This is a genomic window from Cellulophaga fucicola (assembly GCF_900119145.1).
Classification (GTDB): domain Bacteria; phylum Bacteroidota; class Bacteroidia; order Flavobacteriales; family Flavobacteriaceae; genus Cellulophaga; species Cellulophaga fucicola.
On the sequence record NZ_FPIY01000011.1, the window covers coordinates 1 to 16,732 of the forward strand.

Consider the following 16,732-nt stretch of genomic DNA (forward strand, 5'->3'; position numbering starts at 1 on the left):
ACAGCAAATGCTCTGAAGAAGAACATCAAAAAAATAGAAGATCGGAGTTTATTGTAATTAAAAACTAACAAATCAAATATCTTATAAAAACAAAAAAGAGGAAGCTTAGCTTCCTCTTTTTTGTTTTTATATAGTGTATAGTACAAACCTACTTCCCTATTCCTTTAAAGATAAAATCTGTCAATTGCTTTTCAATCTCAACAGGATTTACTTTTACCTCTTCATTTGTGATCATACTAAACAACCAACGCATAGATGAGAAAAACATAAAAGTAGCGAACTCGCTATCCATTTTCCTAAGATCTCCTTGGTTAATTCCGTCTTCTATTATTGTATTTACTTTACTTATGTAAGCTGTTTTTTTTTCTTTAAACTCTGTTAACCTAGGTTCTTTTAAATTTCTCCATTCGTATACAAAAAGTGCAATTTCATAAGGTTTTGCAATTGCATACTGAGCGTGTTTAGAAATTACAAACTTCAATTTTTCAACTGGTGAGTAAGACGAGTCTACAATGTTATCTAAATAGATTAAAAATTCATCTAACGTACCAAATATATATCCTTCTAACAAAGCCTCTTTAGAATCTATATAATTGTACACATTTGCTACTTCAAAATTTAGCTCGTGCGCTATATCACGCATTGTAGTTGCTTTAAAACCTTTTTCACTAATTAGTTTTAAAGTCTTCTTAAAAAATAATTCTTTTTTGGTTGTATTTTTCATAGTATTAGGTTGTTGGTCTAACTTGGGGAGTTATTTTTAATAATGTTAACAATTTTATATCATAAGTCAAATATATGAACAAACGTTAACTAAACAAAGTCACTTATATAAAAAACTTTATTAAAGTATAGCTCTCTTACTATAATAACAAATGAAATTAGACAGCTTAAATTTAATCACCCTTTTAAAAACAGCAAATACCAAAGCTTTAGCATAAAATACAGGAACATATTTTTTTATGTACTAGCAATATTTTTTGCCTATTTTTTTAATATTTCTGAATTTAACTGCCAATAAATTACATATTTAATTAAATAACTTTATATTTGGTAAACCAATCTGGTTAACCAATTTATAATGATATGCAAAAAAGTATAATATTAGTAGCTTGTTTAGTACTGTTTACACTAACGTCTTGTTCTAAAAAAACCGACACAGTTTCTACTGTAGAAGAGTTTAATTCAGCTGTAAAAAATGCAAAACCTGGAGATGTAATAACATTAGCAAACGGAGTTTGGAATAATACCGAACTAGTTTTTGATGCTAAAGGAACTGAAGAAAAACCAATTACATTAACAGTAGAAACTAAAGGTAAGGTAATTTTAGAAGGTCAGTCTAATTTAAGAATTGCTGGAGAACATTTAATTATTAGTGGATTAGTTTTTAAAAATGGTTTTACACCAACTAATGAAGTTATTTCGTTTAAAAAAGATGCAAAAACTTTAGCTTATAATACAAGGTTAACAGAATGTGTTATAGATAACTTTAGTAATCCAGAACGCCACGAACCAGATACTTGGGTTGCTATATATGGTAAAAATAACAGAATAGATCACAATCATTTATCAGGTAAAAAAAACAGAGGTGTTACAATGACGGTTAGGTTAAACACTGTAGAGAGTCAAGAAAACAACCATAAAATAGATCATAATTATTTTGGACCAAGACAAAACTTAGGCTCTAACGGAGGAGAAACTTTACGTATTGGTACTAGCCACTACTCTAGAAGCAACTCTAATACTATTGTAGAAGCTAACTATTTTGATAGATGTAATGGTGAACACGAAATAATCTCTAACAAATCTTGTCAGAATACTTATAAAAACAATGTTTTCTATGAGTGTACAGGTACGTTAACTATGCGCCACGGTAACAGAACAATGGTAGATGGTAATATTTTTATTGGTAATAATAAGCCTAGTACTGGCGGTATTCGTATAATAAATGGAGAGCAAACTGTTATAAACAATTATGGTGTTGGCTTAACGGGTTACAGATTTAGAGGTGCATTTGTTATTATGAACGGAATTTATAATTCTCCTATTAACAGATATGACCAAGCTAAAGATGCTGTTGTTAAAAATAACACTTTTGTTAATTGCGATAACATACAATTATGTGCCGGTAGCGATGAAGAACGTAGCGCTCCGCCTGAAGATTGTGTAATGGACAGCAACATTTTTTATAATGAGAACAATGATAAAATCTTTACTGTATATGATGATATTAGTGGTATTGCTTTTACAAACAACATTATTAGTAAAAACAATACACCTATTACCGAGACTGGTTTTAATACTCAAAAAATAGAATGGAAAACAAACGCAAGTGGCTTATTAGTTCCAAAAGATGAAACACTAAAAGCTGGAGCTAAATTACCTTCTAACATTTTAACCAAAGATAAAACGGGTGCAAGCTGGTACTCTAAAAACAGTACTAACGTTGCTTTTGGATCTGGAAAAACTATAAAAGTAGAGCCAGGACTAAATACATTGTTTGAAGCCGTTAGCAAATCATCAGCCGGAGACGTTATTGAGTTAACTTCTGGTGTTCCTTATACTTTATCTAAAACTATAGCAATTAATCACCCACTAAGTTTTACATCAAACTCTAAAGTAAAGCCAACTATTTTATTTGAAAAGAAAACGTTGTTTGAAATAAATAATGGAGGTAGCTTAAAACTAGATAATATTAATTTTGATGGTAAAAGTGCTCCAGACAGAACAGGAAACTCTGTAATTTCAACAAGCAAATATTCTATGAATAAAAACTATAAATTATTTGTAGATAATTGCGATTTTATAAATTTAGATGTTAACCATTCTTTTGATGCGGTAGTAGTGTATAAAAATACATTTGCAGATACTATTAGTATTAAAAATTCTAACTTTAAAACTATTACAGGTAATGTATTAGCACTAGACAAGGAAACAGATGATATTGGTATTTACAATGCTGAATATGTAATTCTAAAAAACAATAGCTTTAGTGATGTTAGTAAAGCTGTACTTAGTTTACATAGAGGAGGAAAAGATGAAAGTACTTTTGGTCCGTTTTTAGAACTAGACCACAACACATTTACTAATGTTGGTCACGGAAAAAGAAACAAATACAATGCTGCTATAAACCTATATGGCGTACAAGTAAACGAGATTACAAATAATATTTTTAATAATACTAAAGCATTAAAAATGCATTTAGTTGTAGGTGAGCCTATGGTTGATATTTTAAACAATAATTTTTATAAATCTGAAGGCTTAGAAGTTTCTGGAAATCAGAAATACACCGTAGAAAACTTATGGACATTAGATCCTAATTTTAATGATGGTACTAACACACTTTCTGCTACATCTCCGTTATTGGCAAAAGGAACAGAAGGAAAAAACCTTGGTCTAATTTTAAATAACTAAACAATGGTGCTTAAAAAATATGTTTTTATTATTTCTGTTTTCATATTATCAGCGTGTAAAAATGATAAAGCTGAAACAATTGCTGAAAACACAAGTGATAAAAACTCTAGTCACCCAAGTTTAATTTTAACAAAAGAAGGAGTTAAAGATATTAGAGCCAAACTTGGTACTATTCCTCTATTTGATAAAACTCTAGAAGCTGTTAAACAAGAAGTAGATGCAGAAATTAATGCTGGTATAGAAATTCCTATTCCTAAAGATTTTTCTGGGGGGTACACACACGAGCAGCACAAAAAAAACTTTTTAATATTGCAAAAAGCAGGTGTGCTTTTTCAGATTTTAGATGATGAAAAATATGCCGTTTATATTAGAGATATGTTTATGGAGTATGCTAAGCTATACCCTACTCTACCATTACACCCACAAGAAAGATCTTATGCTAGAGGTAAACTATTTTGGCAATGTTTAAACGATTCTAATTGGTTGGTATATGCTAGTCAGGCTTACGATTGTATTTATGATTGGCTTTCTAAAGAAGAAAGAGAACATTTAGAAAAAGACCTATTTATACCGTTTGCTAATTTTATATCAAAAGAGAACCCGCAATTTTTTAATAGGGTACACAACCACAGTACTTGGGGCAATGTAGCTGTTGGGATGATAGCGCTTGTGATGGATAATGATGATCTTTTAAACAAAGCTTTATATGGTTTAAAAACAGATTCTATTGCTGCAGATGTAAAAGATGATGATGGAGGATTTATAAAGTCTAAAAATCAGAAAGTTGGCTTTTTAGCAAATTTAGACGAACCTTTTTCTCCTGACGGATATTATACTGAGGGTCCTTACTACCAAAGATACGCTATGTACCCTTTCTTAATTTTTGCGCAGGCATTAGAAAATAAAAAACCTGAACTTAAAATATTTGAGTATAAAGATGGTGTACTTATTAAAGCTGTAGATGCTTTACTGAACTTATCTGATAAGGATGGAGATTTTTTCCCTATTAACGATGCACAAAAAGGAATGTCTTACTATTCTAGAGAGTTGGTTACTGCCGTTGATATAGCATATCACTACGGAGGAAAAAACTCAGAATTATTAAGTATTGCAAAAAAACAAGATAAGGTAAATTTAGACGATACAGGTCTTTCTATTGCTTTAGGTATTAAAAACAATGAAGTAAAACCTTTTACAAAAGAATCTATAACTTTAAAAGATGGCCCAAACGGAAAACAAGGTGCTATTAGTATAATACGTAATTCTAACTTAGAGTTGGTATACAAATATACGTCTCAAGGTTTAAGCCATGGCCATTATGATAAGTTATCCTTTTCACTATATAACGATGGTAAAGAAGTTTTACAAGATTATGGTTTAGCAAGGTTTGTAAACATAGAGCAAAAAGGAGGCGGTAATTACCTTAAAGAAAATACTACTTGGGCAAAACAAACTATTGCCCATAATACTATTATACAAAATGAAACTTCTCATTTTAATGGAAAGTATGAAATTGGTAGTAAAAACCATTCCAATGAATACCTTTTTAATGTAGAAAACAAAAAAGTACAGGTAGTAAGCGCTAAAGAAGAAAATGCATATCCGGGCACAATCTTACATAGAACTATGTTACTTGTTAATGATACTACTTTTATAAATCATTCTTTTGTTTTAGACCTATACAATGTTAGTAGTAACGCATTAAACAAATACGATTTACCTTTTTATTATTCTGGTCAGTTAATGCAAGCTAATTTTAAATACCAGCAACAATCAGAAATTAAAACATTAGGAAGTTCTAATGGTTATCAACATTTATTCGTAAAAGCATTAGCAGATGCTCCTAAGAATAATTTACAATTTAACTGGTTAGACAATAATGTGTTCTACACAATTACATCTGCTACATTACCAACAGACAAAATTATTTTTGTAGAAACTGGAGCTAATGATCCTGAGTTTAATTTAAGAAGAGATCCTGGTTTTATTATTAGAAAAAACAATACTAAAAATGCTTTATTTGTTACAGCCATAGAACCACATGGAACATATAGTCCTGTCTCAGAATTTTCAGTTAACTCGTACAGCAGCATTGCAGAAATAAAAACAATCTTAAGTACTAAAGATTATTCCGCAGTTAGCATTACAAACATAAATAAAGAAACTAAAACCTTTATTCTGTGCAATACAAATTCTAATAAAGAAGCCAAACACACATTAAAAATTAATAATAAGGATTACAATTGGGTGGGTCCATTTATGTATAACTAACTTAAAGTATTTAGAATTAGTGCTATTTAACTAACATACAAAAGTAGTTTATGTAAAGAGTTCCTAACGCAAATTAACTATAGGAGACAGGGCTAAATTAGCTAAAAGTAGAATTTATATTTTTTAACACTAAATATGATATGCAAAACTATAAATGTTAAAAAAAATATTTATAGAAAATTTTAGCCCTATTGAATAAGATTTTACAGTGTACCCCCATAAATAAATATATAATTTTTTTTTAACAAAATTTTTACATATATTCGAATATCTTTAACTGGTTAACCAGTTTGGTTAACCAAATTAAGATGAGCACAAAAAAAAGGACAGGTGCACGCCTATCCTTTTTAGTAACTACTTCTTTGGAGGGAAGTATTAAATATGTAGTATAAAAAACATATTCTTTTGCAAAAGTAATAATATTTTGCTTTAGGCCTAGAGATAATGGTTTTTTAAGTACTGCACCATATTAACTCAATTAAACTAAACAATTAATTATGAACTTAAAAACAAAGCTAATTTTAGTCATAACACTCTTTTACAGTGTTATAACTTTAGCACAAGAAAGTTTTTCGGTAAAAGGAAAGGTCATTTCTACGGCAGACAACTTACCTATTCTTGGTGTTAACATTATTATTAAAAACACTACTGCAGGAACTACAACAGATTTTGATGGTAATTATGAACTTAAAGTAAAAAAAGGAGACATACTACAGTTTTCTTACATAGGGTTTGTTACAAAATCTATTACAATTGCAGATCAAAAAAACTTAAATGTATCATTAGAAGAAGATGCTAGTAAACTAGAAGAAGTTGTAGTTATTGGTTACGGAACACAAAAAAAATCTCACTTAACAGGGTCTATTTCTAAGGTATTAAACGAAGATTTAGGTCAGATTGCCGTTTCTAGGGTAGATGATGCCTTAGTAGGGCAAGTATCTGGTGTTAACATACAAGCTACAGAAGGTGAAGCTGGTTCTGACCCTACTATTAGAATTAGAGGTACGGGTTCTATTACTGGTAACTCTGGTCCTTTAGTTGTTGTAGATGGTGTTGTTGTACCAAACGATTACTTAGGTTCTTTAGATATGAATGATGTAGAATCTTTTGAGATTTTAAAGGATGCTGCTTCAGGTGCAATTTATGGTTCTAGAGGTGGTAATGGTATTATTCAGATTACAACAAAATCTGGTAAATCTGGAGAAACTAGATTTAGTTACTCTACTTTAACTGGTGTTAAAACTGCTAGACAAAGTGATGCTTATTACTCTACTGTCGCGGCTACTGCTGCTGCAGAATTACAATTTACGCATGGCCTATCAGATCGTACTAAATACAAGCAACTAATAGGTGTAGATACAAACTGGCAAGATATTATTTTTGATGGTGGTATTATTACAAATCATTCTTTAGGTATTAGAGGTGGTAATGATAAATTAAGATTTAGCACAAACTTAAACTACAATCATGATGAAGGTGTTTTATTAACTGATGATTTTAAAAAGTACAGTGTAAAACTTAGATTAGATTATGATGTTACAGATAATTTAACAGTTGGTCTTAGTGCTACTCCATCTTACACAGAACGTAGACGTTTTGATGGATCTACACACGATATATTAAGACAACCATCTTGGTTGCCAGTATACCACGATGAAAACACAATACAATTTGTAAACAGAGTACAAGATGGTGGTAAATGGGCAGACGTACAAGTAGGTGATTATGCTTTACAATACCATTTTGATGGATATGACTTAGATGCTGGGGCTCCTGTTAATGCAGATAGTGGTGGCACAAACATTAGTAATACCTCTAATACAAATCCTGCTGCTAAAGTATTAGAAAGAGATAGAAGAGATTACAGAAGTAAAATTTTAGGAAGCTTCTACGCTAAATACAAAATTAACGACGATTTAAGCTTTAAAACAACGTTATCTGGAGATTACCAAAGATACAGACAACAAAGATGGCAAGGTGTAGAATCTAACAGAAACGGTGCTAGTGCAGCACAATTAGATAGCACAAATACAAGAACACAGCATTTAGCATTAGATAATGTATTATCTTATAACAAAACATTTGATAAACATGATCTAGGTGTGGTTTTAGGTGCTTCTGGTGAAAAATACAAAACAGAATTTGAGACTATTAGTTCTCAAGGATATACAGATGATAGTTCTCGTTACATTAACCAAGACGACATTACAAACGAGTACAACGAGGATTACGAAAGTACATTACTTTCTTTCTTTACAAGGGTTAACTATGCATATGCAGATAAATATCTAGCTTCATTTAGTTTTAGAAGAGATGGTGCTTCTGTATTTGGACCAAACAATAAGTATGGTAACTTTTTTGCAGGTTCTTTAGGTTGGAATGTTTCTAGAGAAAACTTCTTAAAAAATAGTGATGTAATTAACAACCTTAAATTTAGAGTTAGTTACGGTGTAACTGGGAACAATTCTTTTAGAACAGGAAACAACTTAATTAACAACTACCCTTATTTATCCTTAATAGATAATTCTATAGCTTCTGGTGTAACTGGTGGTGTTGTAACAAATGCAGCTAACCCTTTAAACATATCTAATCCAGATTTAAAATGGGAAAGACAAGTAGAATTTAACCCTGGTATAGACTTTGGTTTCTTTAGTAATGTTTTATCTGGTTCTATAGATTACTACAAAAGAACTAGTGATCAGTTATTATTAAACAACCCTATAGCTTCTACAACCGGATTTACAAATGCTTTAGTAAACATTGGTGAAGTAGAAAACTCTGGTATAGAAGTAGAATTAAGAACAAGAAACGTTGCTGGTCCTAAATTTAAATGGACTACAACCTTTATTACATCTACAAACAAAAATGAATTAACAGATTTTGCAGATTCTAACGGACAAATACAAAACGTAGATTCTAAAAGAGCATCTGAATGGATTAATTTAGAAGGTAACCCAATTTCGTCTTTTTACGGATGGGTAGTAGAAAGAGACATCCCATTAGAATTTCTTAATAATCCTTTTCACCCAATTGGTGGAGAAGCACAAGATGTATATGTAAAAGATTTAAATGGTGATGGTATTATTGATGATGATGATAAAACCATATTAGGAAATCCTTATCCAGATTTTGTATGGAGTGTTTCTAACGATTTTAAAATAGGAAACTTCGACTTTAGTTTTATGTTCCAAGGAAGTCATGGTGCTGAGATTAGAAATATGGGAGATCAATACATTTTCAACCATTTTAACAGCTCTCAAGATTTTGTTACTGGTCCAACAGGAGATTACGTTTTAACAACTCCTAATCAAGAGTTTATCAAACAAAAAATATTCACAAACGATATTATTCAAGATGCATCATATATAGCATTACGTAATATTAATCTAGGATATAACTTTAGTAAAGATGTTGCATCTCAATTAAAAATTAGAAGCGCAAGAATTTATGTTTCTGCACAAAACATTATGTACTTAACAGCAGATGACTATACTGGTTTTAATCCAGAATCTATTAACACTACTTCTGCAACCACTTACGGTTATCAAAGAGCTGGTTCTCCTGTATTTAGTACAATTTCAGCAGGTCTTAACATAGAATTTTAAACTACTAATTTAAAAATATATAATCATGAAAAAACTAAAATTTTTAACATTAATAGTCATTACAATTTTATCTGTGTCTTGTGAGGATTCATTTTTATCACCAGACTTAAAAACTGGTACAAGCGGAGATGCATTTTATTCTAATGATGAAGAACTAGAAGCTGCGGTTATTAATATTTACGACGGTTTACAAGGGGTAAATGCATCAAAACTTACAAGTTCTAATTTAAACCACGCAACACAAGTAGAGTTTTATGTAACAGAAATGCGTAGTGATAATACAAGAACAAAAAGTCAAGAAGGTGAAGCTGCACAATTTGAAAGCTTTGCAATAGAAGCTACAAACGGTATTGTTGCGGATTATTACAGAAGTTTTTACGATGTAATTTTTAGAGCAAATGTTGTTTTAGATAATATTGATGCCGCATCAGAAGCTGCTGCTGGTAAAATTGAAGGTGAAGCTAAATTTTTAAGAGCTTATGCATATTTCAATTTAGTTCGTTTATACGGAGATGTACCATTGGTAACTAATGTTATTGCTCCTTTAGATACAGAAACTGCTTTTACAAGAATAAATTCTTCTGAAATCTATGCTTTAATAATTGAAGATTTACAAACAGCAGTAGATAACTTAGACGATTCTTTTAAAGACAGAGCTTCTAAAGCTGCTGCACAAGGCTTACTAGCTAAAGTATATTTATCTCTACCTACCCCTAACTATGCACAAGCACAATTATTGTGCGAAGAAGTTTTAGATCCTGCAAGAGGTTTTGAGTTGTTAGATAGTTATAGTGATGTATTTTTCTCTGAACGTAATGACGAAATTATTTTTGCTATTGGTTACGAACAAGGAGATAATAACAACAGCCAAAACTTTTCTGCAGAATGGTTAAATTCTGTAGGTAGAACAAGTGGCGTAAACTATGCTACTACAGATGTTGTTACTGCTTTAGAAGAAATGGGTGGAGATAGAACACAACACACATATAGAGTAGATCCTTTTCAGCCAACAGAAAATCAAGCAATTAAATATTTACCTAATGGTGAAAGTGGTGGCGATAACGGAAGAACTTTTAGTTCTGACGCACAAGCTGCTGGTAATGATTGGATTGTATTAAGATTTGCTGATGTAGTTTTATTACATGTAGAAGCAATCTTAGGCGGTGGCGAGTCTACATCTAACAGTAATGCACTTACTTCTTTTAATTCTATTAGAAATAGAGCTGGCTTACCAAATGATGATGATGGTGTAATTACCAAAGAAGAATTATTAAACGAAAGACGTGTAGAGCTTGCTTTTGAGAATAAACGTCTATTCGATTTAATTAGAATGGGTGAAGCTGTAAATGTTTTATCAGAATTTGCAACAACAAACGGCTATAGTTTTTCTTCTACAGATTTGTTATTACCTATTCCACAAAGAGAAATAGGATTAAGTAAAGGTGTGTTAACACAAAATCCTGGATACTAAAAACAATAGTTAAAACATATAATTATGAAAAATAATAGAAACATTAATAGAATAAAAAGAACTGCGGGACTATTGACTGCAATCTTTTTGCTAACAATATCTTTTTCATCATGTGATTTAGAATATGATGTAGCAGGTACAGCATCAATAGAAGATTTAACACCTCCAAGCGCTTTTTTTGCTGCTACTCAAAATTCTGGATCAGACGAAGCTTGGAAAAGTTATACATTTAGTAACCAATCTAATAGTGCAACACAATACAACTGGGAGTTTGTACATAGTTCTGGAGAGGTAATTACATCTACAGAAGTAGAACCAGAACACACATTCCCTGGAGAGGGTGATTTTCTTGTAACATTAACTGCTTCAGATAACTTAGGTGTAGAGAGTGTTTACTCAGAAACAATTACAGTAGTAATGCCATTAGTACCTACAGTAATTACACCAGTAATATCAGAATGGGCTTTTGAAGATGGTACAGAAGATGGTGGAGACACACTTGGTTGTGTATTTATTCAAGAAGACGGCACTCCAAAAACACCTAAGAACGATGGAACTAACTGTTGGAGAATTCTAGGAGCAACTGTACATAATACAAGTTCAGATGGTGCATATACTATCCCTTTTGATAATACTTCTGGTAAAACACAAGGAGCTAAATACCCTGCAACTGGAGAAGGTAATGACAGAGCTTCTTACCAAGCATTAACAGTAACTCCAAATGTTAAGTATATAGTTACTTTTCATTACGCACTTAAAAATGATGGTGATAAAGTAAGAGTTGGTATTTTAAACGGATGGATGGATAATGCCAGTGAACTAGAAACAACTGGTTTTATTGCAGAAGCTGATGGTGATGTTTCTTTAGGAAAAAATAATTTTACCGAAGTAACATTCGAATTTGAAGCAAACGCTACTGGTGAAATAGCTATTTGGATAGATAATGTAAGTACAGGAGATACTTATGTAGATAACATTAGCATTGTACCTGCTCCATAAAAAATAAAGAATGAAGAATTTCAGAAAAGAAATTATAACAATATTATCAATTGTATTTCTTACTACTAACGCTGCTTGCCAAACAACCAAAAGTAGCGTGGTAGAATCTGATACAAAAGTGTCTAAAAGAAAGAAAAAGAAGAAAAAATATAAACTCTCTAAAATAGATTTAAGTCATTGGAAAGTAACATTGCCAATTGGTAAGCCAACAGAAATAGAGCCACCAGAGATATTAGATTATGCTACCAATAAAACACTAATGCCATTTATGTATAATGACTCTGTGTCTGGTTCGCTTGTTTTTTATGCCTACCCTACTGCTGCCACAACTGCTAATACTAAATATTCTAGAACAGAATTAAGAGAGCAAATGGTTCCAGGTGATAATAATGTAAACTGGACTTTTAAAGATGGTAGATCCTTAAAAGGTAAACTTGCAGTAGAAGATATTTCTAAAGATAGTAATGGTAAGTATCACAAAACCATTATTATGCAAATTCACGGTAGACTTACAAATGAACAAAAAGAATTAATAGGAGAAAAAGATAATAATGCCCCGCCAATGCTAAAAATATATTGGCAAAATGGTAAGGTTAGAGTTAAGACTAAAGTTTTAAAAAACTTAAATATATCTGATACAGATATACTTCATGAAAGTGCATGGACAGATGATGAAGGACACACTTTTAAAGAAAAGGTTGACTTTAATAAGTTTACATTAGAAGTAAAAGTTAGTGAAGGAAAAATGATTGTTTCATTAAATAATAATGAATTTAAAGTATACAAAAACATACATATGAAAAAATGGGGTGTTTTTGAAAACTATTTTAAAGCTGGAAATTATTTTCAATCCAGAGACAAAGATTCTTTTGCTAAAGTTAAGTTTTATGAACTTACAGTTTCAGAGTAAAAATGACATTAAGAATAAGTAAGTAGAGTTAGTTGTTATAATAGACTTTACTGGTATTAATTAAAAAAACTGGTAAAGTTTATTTACTAATTGATATGCTTTTTATAACATAATATAGATATATTTTTTATAAATTGTAATTGTTTAAAATTGGTTAACCAATTTACATATCATAATATGTTAAAAATATGAAGATAGAACTACTTACTAAAAATGATAATTTATCAGTCCAAAATAAAATTATATCTCAAATAAGAGATTTAATTAATATTAAAAATTTAGAACCTGGTGATAAGTTACCTTCTGAAAGAATGCTGTCAGAGAAATTTGAAGTAACCAGAAGTACTGTTAGAGAAGCTATTCAAAAATTAGAATTTTTTGGTTTGTTAAATTCAATACCTCAGAGCGGAACTTTTGTTGCCAATATTGGAGTTATAGCTTTAAATGGTATGATTGAGGATATATTACGATTGGATACTCCAGATTTTAAATCACTGGTAGAAACAAGAATACTATTAGAATTAAAGACAGTAAGATTAGCTTCATTAAGAAGAACAGAAGATGATTTAAAACATCTAAAAAGTACTTTAGATGCCCATGAAAAAAAGGTTTTAAACGGAGAAGATGCTGTACAAGAAGATTTATTATTTCATCTCGCAATAGCAAAAGCAAGTAGAAACAGTAGTATGAATACTTTTATGCTTACAATTACTCCTGAAATTATTACCAATTTTGAAAAACATCATGTATGTAGTAAAAATCAAGTAATGTCAAGTATCAAAGAGCATAAGGATATATATGATGCTATAAAAAATAAAAACCCTAAAGAAGCGAAGGATAAAATGAAAGCTCATTTTAAAATTTTATATCAATATTGTTATAATATAAAGTAGTAATAAAATAAAGGTAATAATGCACGCATTACCTTTTTAAAGAAAAATAAAATATAAAGGAGGGAAGTTTTACTACTATAGTAATGCTCTTACGTTATAATATTAACGTTAAGCACACTATTACTAGACTTCTATTTCACTCCTTTTTCTATATAAAAATACATGAAAGTAAAAGGATTAAGATGGTGGGTAGTAGGACTTGTTGCTTTGGCTGCAGTTGTTAACTACATAGACAGGCAAGCTTTTGGAGCACTATGGCCTGACATTGCTAATGACCTATTTCCTGAAATGGATAAGGACGGACATAAAGTTATATTTGGTACCATATCTACGGTATTCATATTATCATACGCTAGTGGTCAAGCTCTTTTTGGTAAAATATTTGATTGGATAGGTACTAGAATGGGTTTTGCTCTTTCTATTGGAGTGTGGTCTATTGCAACTATGCTACATGCATTTGCTCAAGGAATGCTTAGTTTTTCAATTTTCAGATCTATCTTAGGTTTAGCAGAAGCAGGTAATTGGCCTGGTGCTGCCAAAGCTAATGCAGAATGGTTTCCAACAAAAGAAAGAGCGCTAGCTCAAGGAGTATTTAACTCTGGAGCTGCAATTGGCGGTATAGTAGCGTATCCTGTTATCGGGTTATTATCTGCTTACTTAGACTGGAAATCAATATTTATAGTTGTAGGTGCGTTAGGATTATTATGGTTACTACCTTGGTTGTTCATTGTAAAATCAGGCCCTAAAACACATCCTTGGTTATCAGAAGATGAAAGAAAATATATTCTTTCTGGACAAAAAAATCAAGATGTTGATGAAGATGGTAATTATGATGATGGATATGTGCCAAATACTGGAGAGTTGCTTAAGCATAAAGAAAGTTGGGGAGTAATAATAGCCTCTGCAGCTCTTGATCCTATTTGGTGGTTATTTATCGTTTGGATTCCTATATATTTATCTGAGGTATTTGGTATGAATGTAAAAGAAATTGCATTTTCAGCCTGGGTTCCTTATGTAGGAGCAATGATTGGTGCTTGGTATGGAGGTTTACTTGCACAAAAGAAGCTTAATTTTGGGTGGACTGTAGACAAGACTCGTAAGTATGTCATTACTTTGGGTTGTATAATAATGATTCCATGTTTTATTCTATTAAAATATCCTGGTGCACCTCAGGTTTTAGGGTTTTTTGGAGTCGAGGAATCTGCAGCTTTAACAATGGCTGATCCACAAGTTAAAAAGATAATGGATAATGACGCATTCAAAGATTTAAAAGCAGATAAAGACTTTATTATAAACATTGCAGGAAATAGCACCAATGAAATTAAATCTAATCCTAGATTTAAGAAAGCATATCAATCCGCTGTATGGAAAACACCAAAAGCAGAAGCAACAAAAGAAGAACGTTTATTGCCAAAATATGGACCACCTTCAGATTCTGGAATTGCAGCTCTTGCCTATTTATCAGAAATTAATAATGCTCGAAACACTGCAGCGTTAATTGCAGTTGTAATTATGGCTATATTATTATTTGGTTTTCAAGTAGCAATAGGTAATATTCAAACACTACCAAGTGACCTTTTTGGAGGTAAAATTGTGGGTACTTTGTCCGGTTTTGCAGGTATGGCTGCTAAACTTGGTGCTGCTGGACTTACACTATTAGTGACTTTCATAACTACTGGCGGTAATTATACACCTGCTTTTTTAATAGGAGGTGCGTTAGCATTAATAGCGCTATTATCTGTTTGGATATTATGTCCAAAAATAGAACCACTAAAACCTAAAAATTAATTAAATATAATTCTTTAAAATAAATAAAAATAAAACACATAACAAAATGAGTAAGAATAAAGGAAAAGTAGCAGTAGTTACCGGTGCCACTGGAGGTATTGGTTTTGAAGTAGCAAAAAGATTAGGAAAAGATGGTTATACTGTTGTCTTAAATGGTATAGACGATGCTGCCGGAGCAGAAAGAGTTAAAGATCTTTCTAAGGATGGTATTACTGCAGAATATCTAGGTTTTGATGTTACAAAAGAAGAACTTGTAACAGAAAACATTGTAAAGATTGGAGAAAAATATGGTAGAATAGATGTACTTGTAAATAATGCAGGTGGTCTAGGCGGTAGATCTAGATTTGAAGAAATGACAACAGAATTTTACAGATTTGTAATGGCATTGAACTTAGATTCAGTATTCTTTGCTTCAAGGGCAGCTATTCCATATTTAAAAAAAGGAGAACACCCATCAATAATTAACTATACATCTAATGCAGGATGGACGGCAGGTGGACCTGGCGCAGGAATCTATGGAACTTCTAAAGCTGGTGTGCATGCAATAACTAGAGCTTTGGCTAAAGATTTAGCTGAATACGGAATTAGAGTAAATGCAGTATCTCCTGGTACTATTGATACTCCATTTCATGCGCAAATTAAAGCTACTAAACCAGAGGTATTTGCTTCATGGGCAAATAATATTATGTTAGGCCGATTAGGTCAGCCCGAAGATGTTTCTGGGGTTATATCTTTCTTAGCTAGTAAAGATGCTTCTTTTATAACTGCTGAAACTATACAAATTGGTGGTGGGCAAGCTCTAGGTATATAATACTCAACTAAGTAATTGAAAATAGAGTATTAGATTAACAATAATATTCTTAAGTAGAAAAAGGGCTAGAAACGTATGTTTCTAGCCCTTTTTCTTTGTGGTAAACTCAATAATATTCTCATACTAGTTCCTATTAATACACAGCTAATAACAACAAATAGTACCTAATTAATACATTATCTATAATCTAACTACCGTAAACTACACATTAAAACAATTCACTCCTCCTATTACTACTATTCTGATGCTGTATACTAGCTTATATAGATTTAACTAGTGCAAGTTTGGTTATACACGCGTATACCCCTCTATAAACTAAAAAAGACCTAGAGTATATCTAGGCCTTTTTTGATGCTATTTGTATAAACTATGACTTGTAATCTATACTATCCTTAAATTTAGGGTATAAAAAAAGCCCTTATCGTTAGATAAGGGCTTTTGAAAAAAGGCGACGGCCTACTCTCCCACCTAGTGGCAGTACCATCGGCGCAGATGAGCTTAACTTCCCTGTTCGGAATGGAAAGGGGTGAGCCTCATCGCCATGGCCACCTTAAATTGTTTGTTAATTGC

10 protein-coding genes and 1 rRNA gene are annotated in these 16,732 nt (G+C 31.5%); 9 read left to right on the plus strand and 2 right to left on the minus strand.

Going from position 1 to position 16,732, the window contains the following annotated elements; genetic code table 11:
* Nucleotides 1–148: 148 nt before the first annotated feature.
* Nucleotides 149–724 carry a TetR/AcrR family transcriptional regulator gene (locus tag BT107_RS17135; protein ID WP_072305064.1) on the minus strand — a complete coding sequence of 192 codons (576 nt, stop codon included), beginning with the start codon at nucleotides 722–724 and terminating at the stop codon, nucleotides 149–151.
* A 362-nt stretch (nucleotides 725–1,086) separates the two neighbouring features.
* Between BT107_RS17135 and BT107_RS17140 the strand changes: the two genes are divergently transcribed.
* From BT107_RS17140 to BT107_RS17180, 9 genes are all read left to right on the plus strand, one after another.
* On the plus strand, nucleotides 1,087–3,414 hold the full coding sequence (locus BT107_RS17140) for a chondroitinase-B domain-containing protein (protein ID WP_072305065.1): 2,328 nt from the start codon (nucleotides 1,087–1,089) through the stop codon (nucleotides 3,412–3,414).
* Between the two features lie 3 nt (nucleotides 3,415–3,417).
* Nucleotides 3,418–5,685 (plus strand): heparinase II/III domain-containing protein, encoded by a 2,268-nt coding sequence (locus BT107_RS17145; RefSeq protein WP_072305066.1) that lies wholly within the window; start codon nucleotides 3,418–3,420, stop codon nucleotides 5,683–5,685.
* A gap of 497 nt (nucleotides 5,686–6,182) precedes the next feature.
* Nucleotides 6,183–9,290, plus strand: a complete 3,108-nt coding sequence (locus BT107_RS17150; protein WP_072305067.1) for a SusC/RagA family TonB-linked outer membrane protein — start codon at nucleotides 6,183–6,185, stop codon at nucleotides 9,288–9,290.
* Nucleotides 9,291–9,315: 25 nt separating this feature from the next.
* Nucleotides 9,316–10,761 carry a RagB/SusD family nutrient uptake outer membrane protein gene (locus BT107_RS17155; protein WP_072305068.1) on the plus strand — a complete coding sequence of 482 codons (1,446 nt, stop codon included), beginning with the start codon at nucleotides 9,316–9,318 and terminating at the stop codon, nucleotides 10,759–10,761.
* A 24-nt stretch (nucleotides 10,762–10,785) separates the two neighbouring features.
* On the plus strand, nucleotides 10,786–11,760 hold the full coding sequence (locus BT107_RS17160; RefSeq protein ID WP_072305069.1) for a PKD domain-containing protein: 975 nt from the start codon (nucleotides 10,786–10,788) through the stop codon (nucleotides 11,758–11,760).
* A gap of 10 nt (nucleotides 11,761–11,770) precedes the next feature.
* Entirely contained in the window at nucleotides 11,771–12,670 is a 900-nt protein-coding gene (locus BT107_RS17165; RefSeq protein ID WP_072305070.1) for a polysaccharide lyase family 7 protein, read from the plus strand.
* Between the two features lie 188 nt (nucleotides 12,671–12,858).
* Complete coding sequence (locus BT107_RS17170; protein WP_072305071.1) at nucleotides 12,859–13,563, plus strand: FadR/GntR family transcriptional regulator; 705 nt, start codon at nucleotides 12,859–12,861, stop codon at nucleotides 13,561–13,563.
* 162 nt (nucleotides 13,564–13,725) lie between these two features.
* Entirely contained in the window at nucleotides 13,726–15,351 is a 1,626-nt protein-coding gene (locus BT107_RS17175; protein ID WP_072305072.1) for an MFS transporter, read from the plus strand.
* Between the two features lie 46 nt (nucleotides 15,352–15,397).
* Nucleotides 15,398–16,162 carry an SDR family NAD(P)-dependent oxidoreductase gene (locus BT107_RS17180; protein WP_072305073.1) on the plus strand — a complete coding sequence of 255 codons (765 nt, stop codon included), beginning with the start codon at nucleotides 15,398–15,400 and terminating at the stop codon, nucleotides 16,160–16,162.
* A gap of 443 nt (nucleotides 16,163–16,605) precedes the next feature.
* Here the strand turns inward: BT107_RS17180 and rrf are convergent.
* Nucleotides 16,606–16,715 (minus strand): 5S ribosomal RNA (gene rrf / locus BT107_RS17185).
* Nucleotides 16,716–16,732 lie beyond the last annotated feature (17 nt).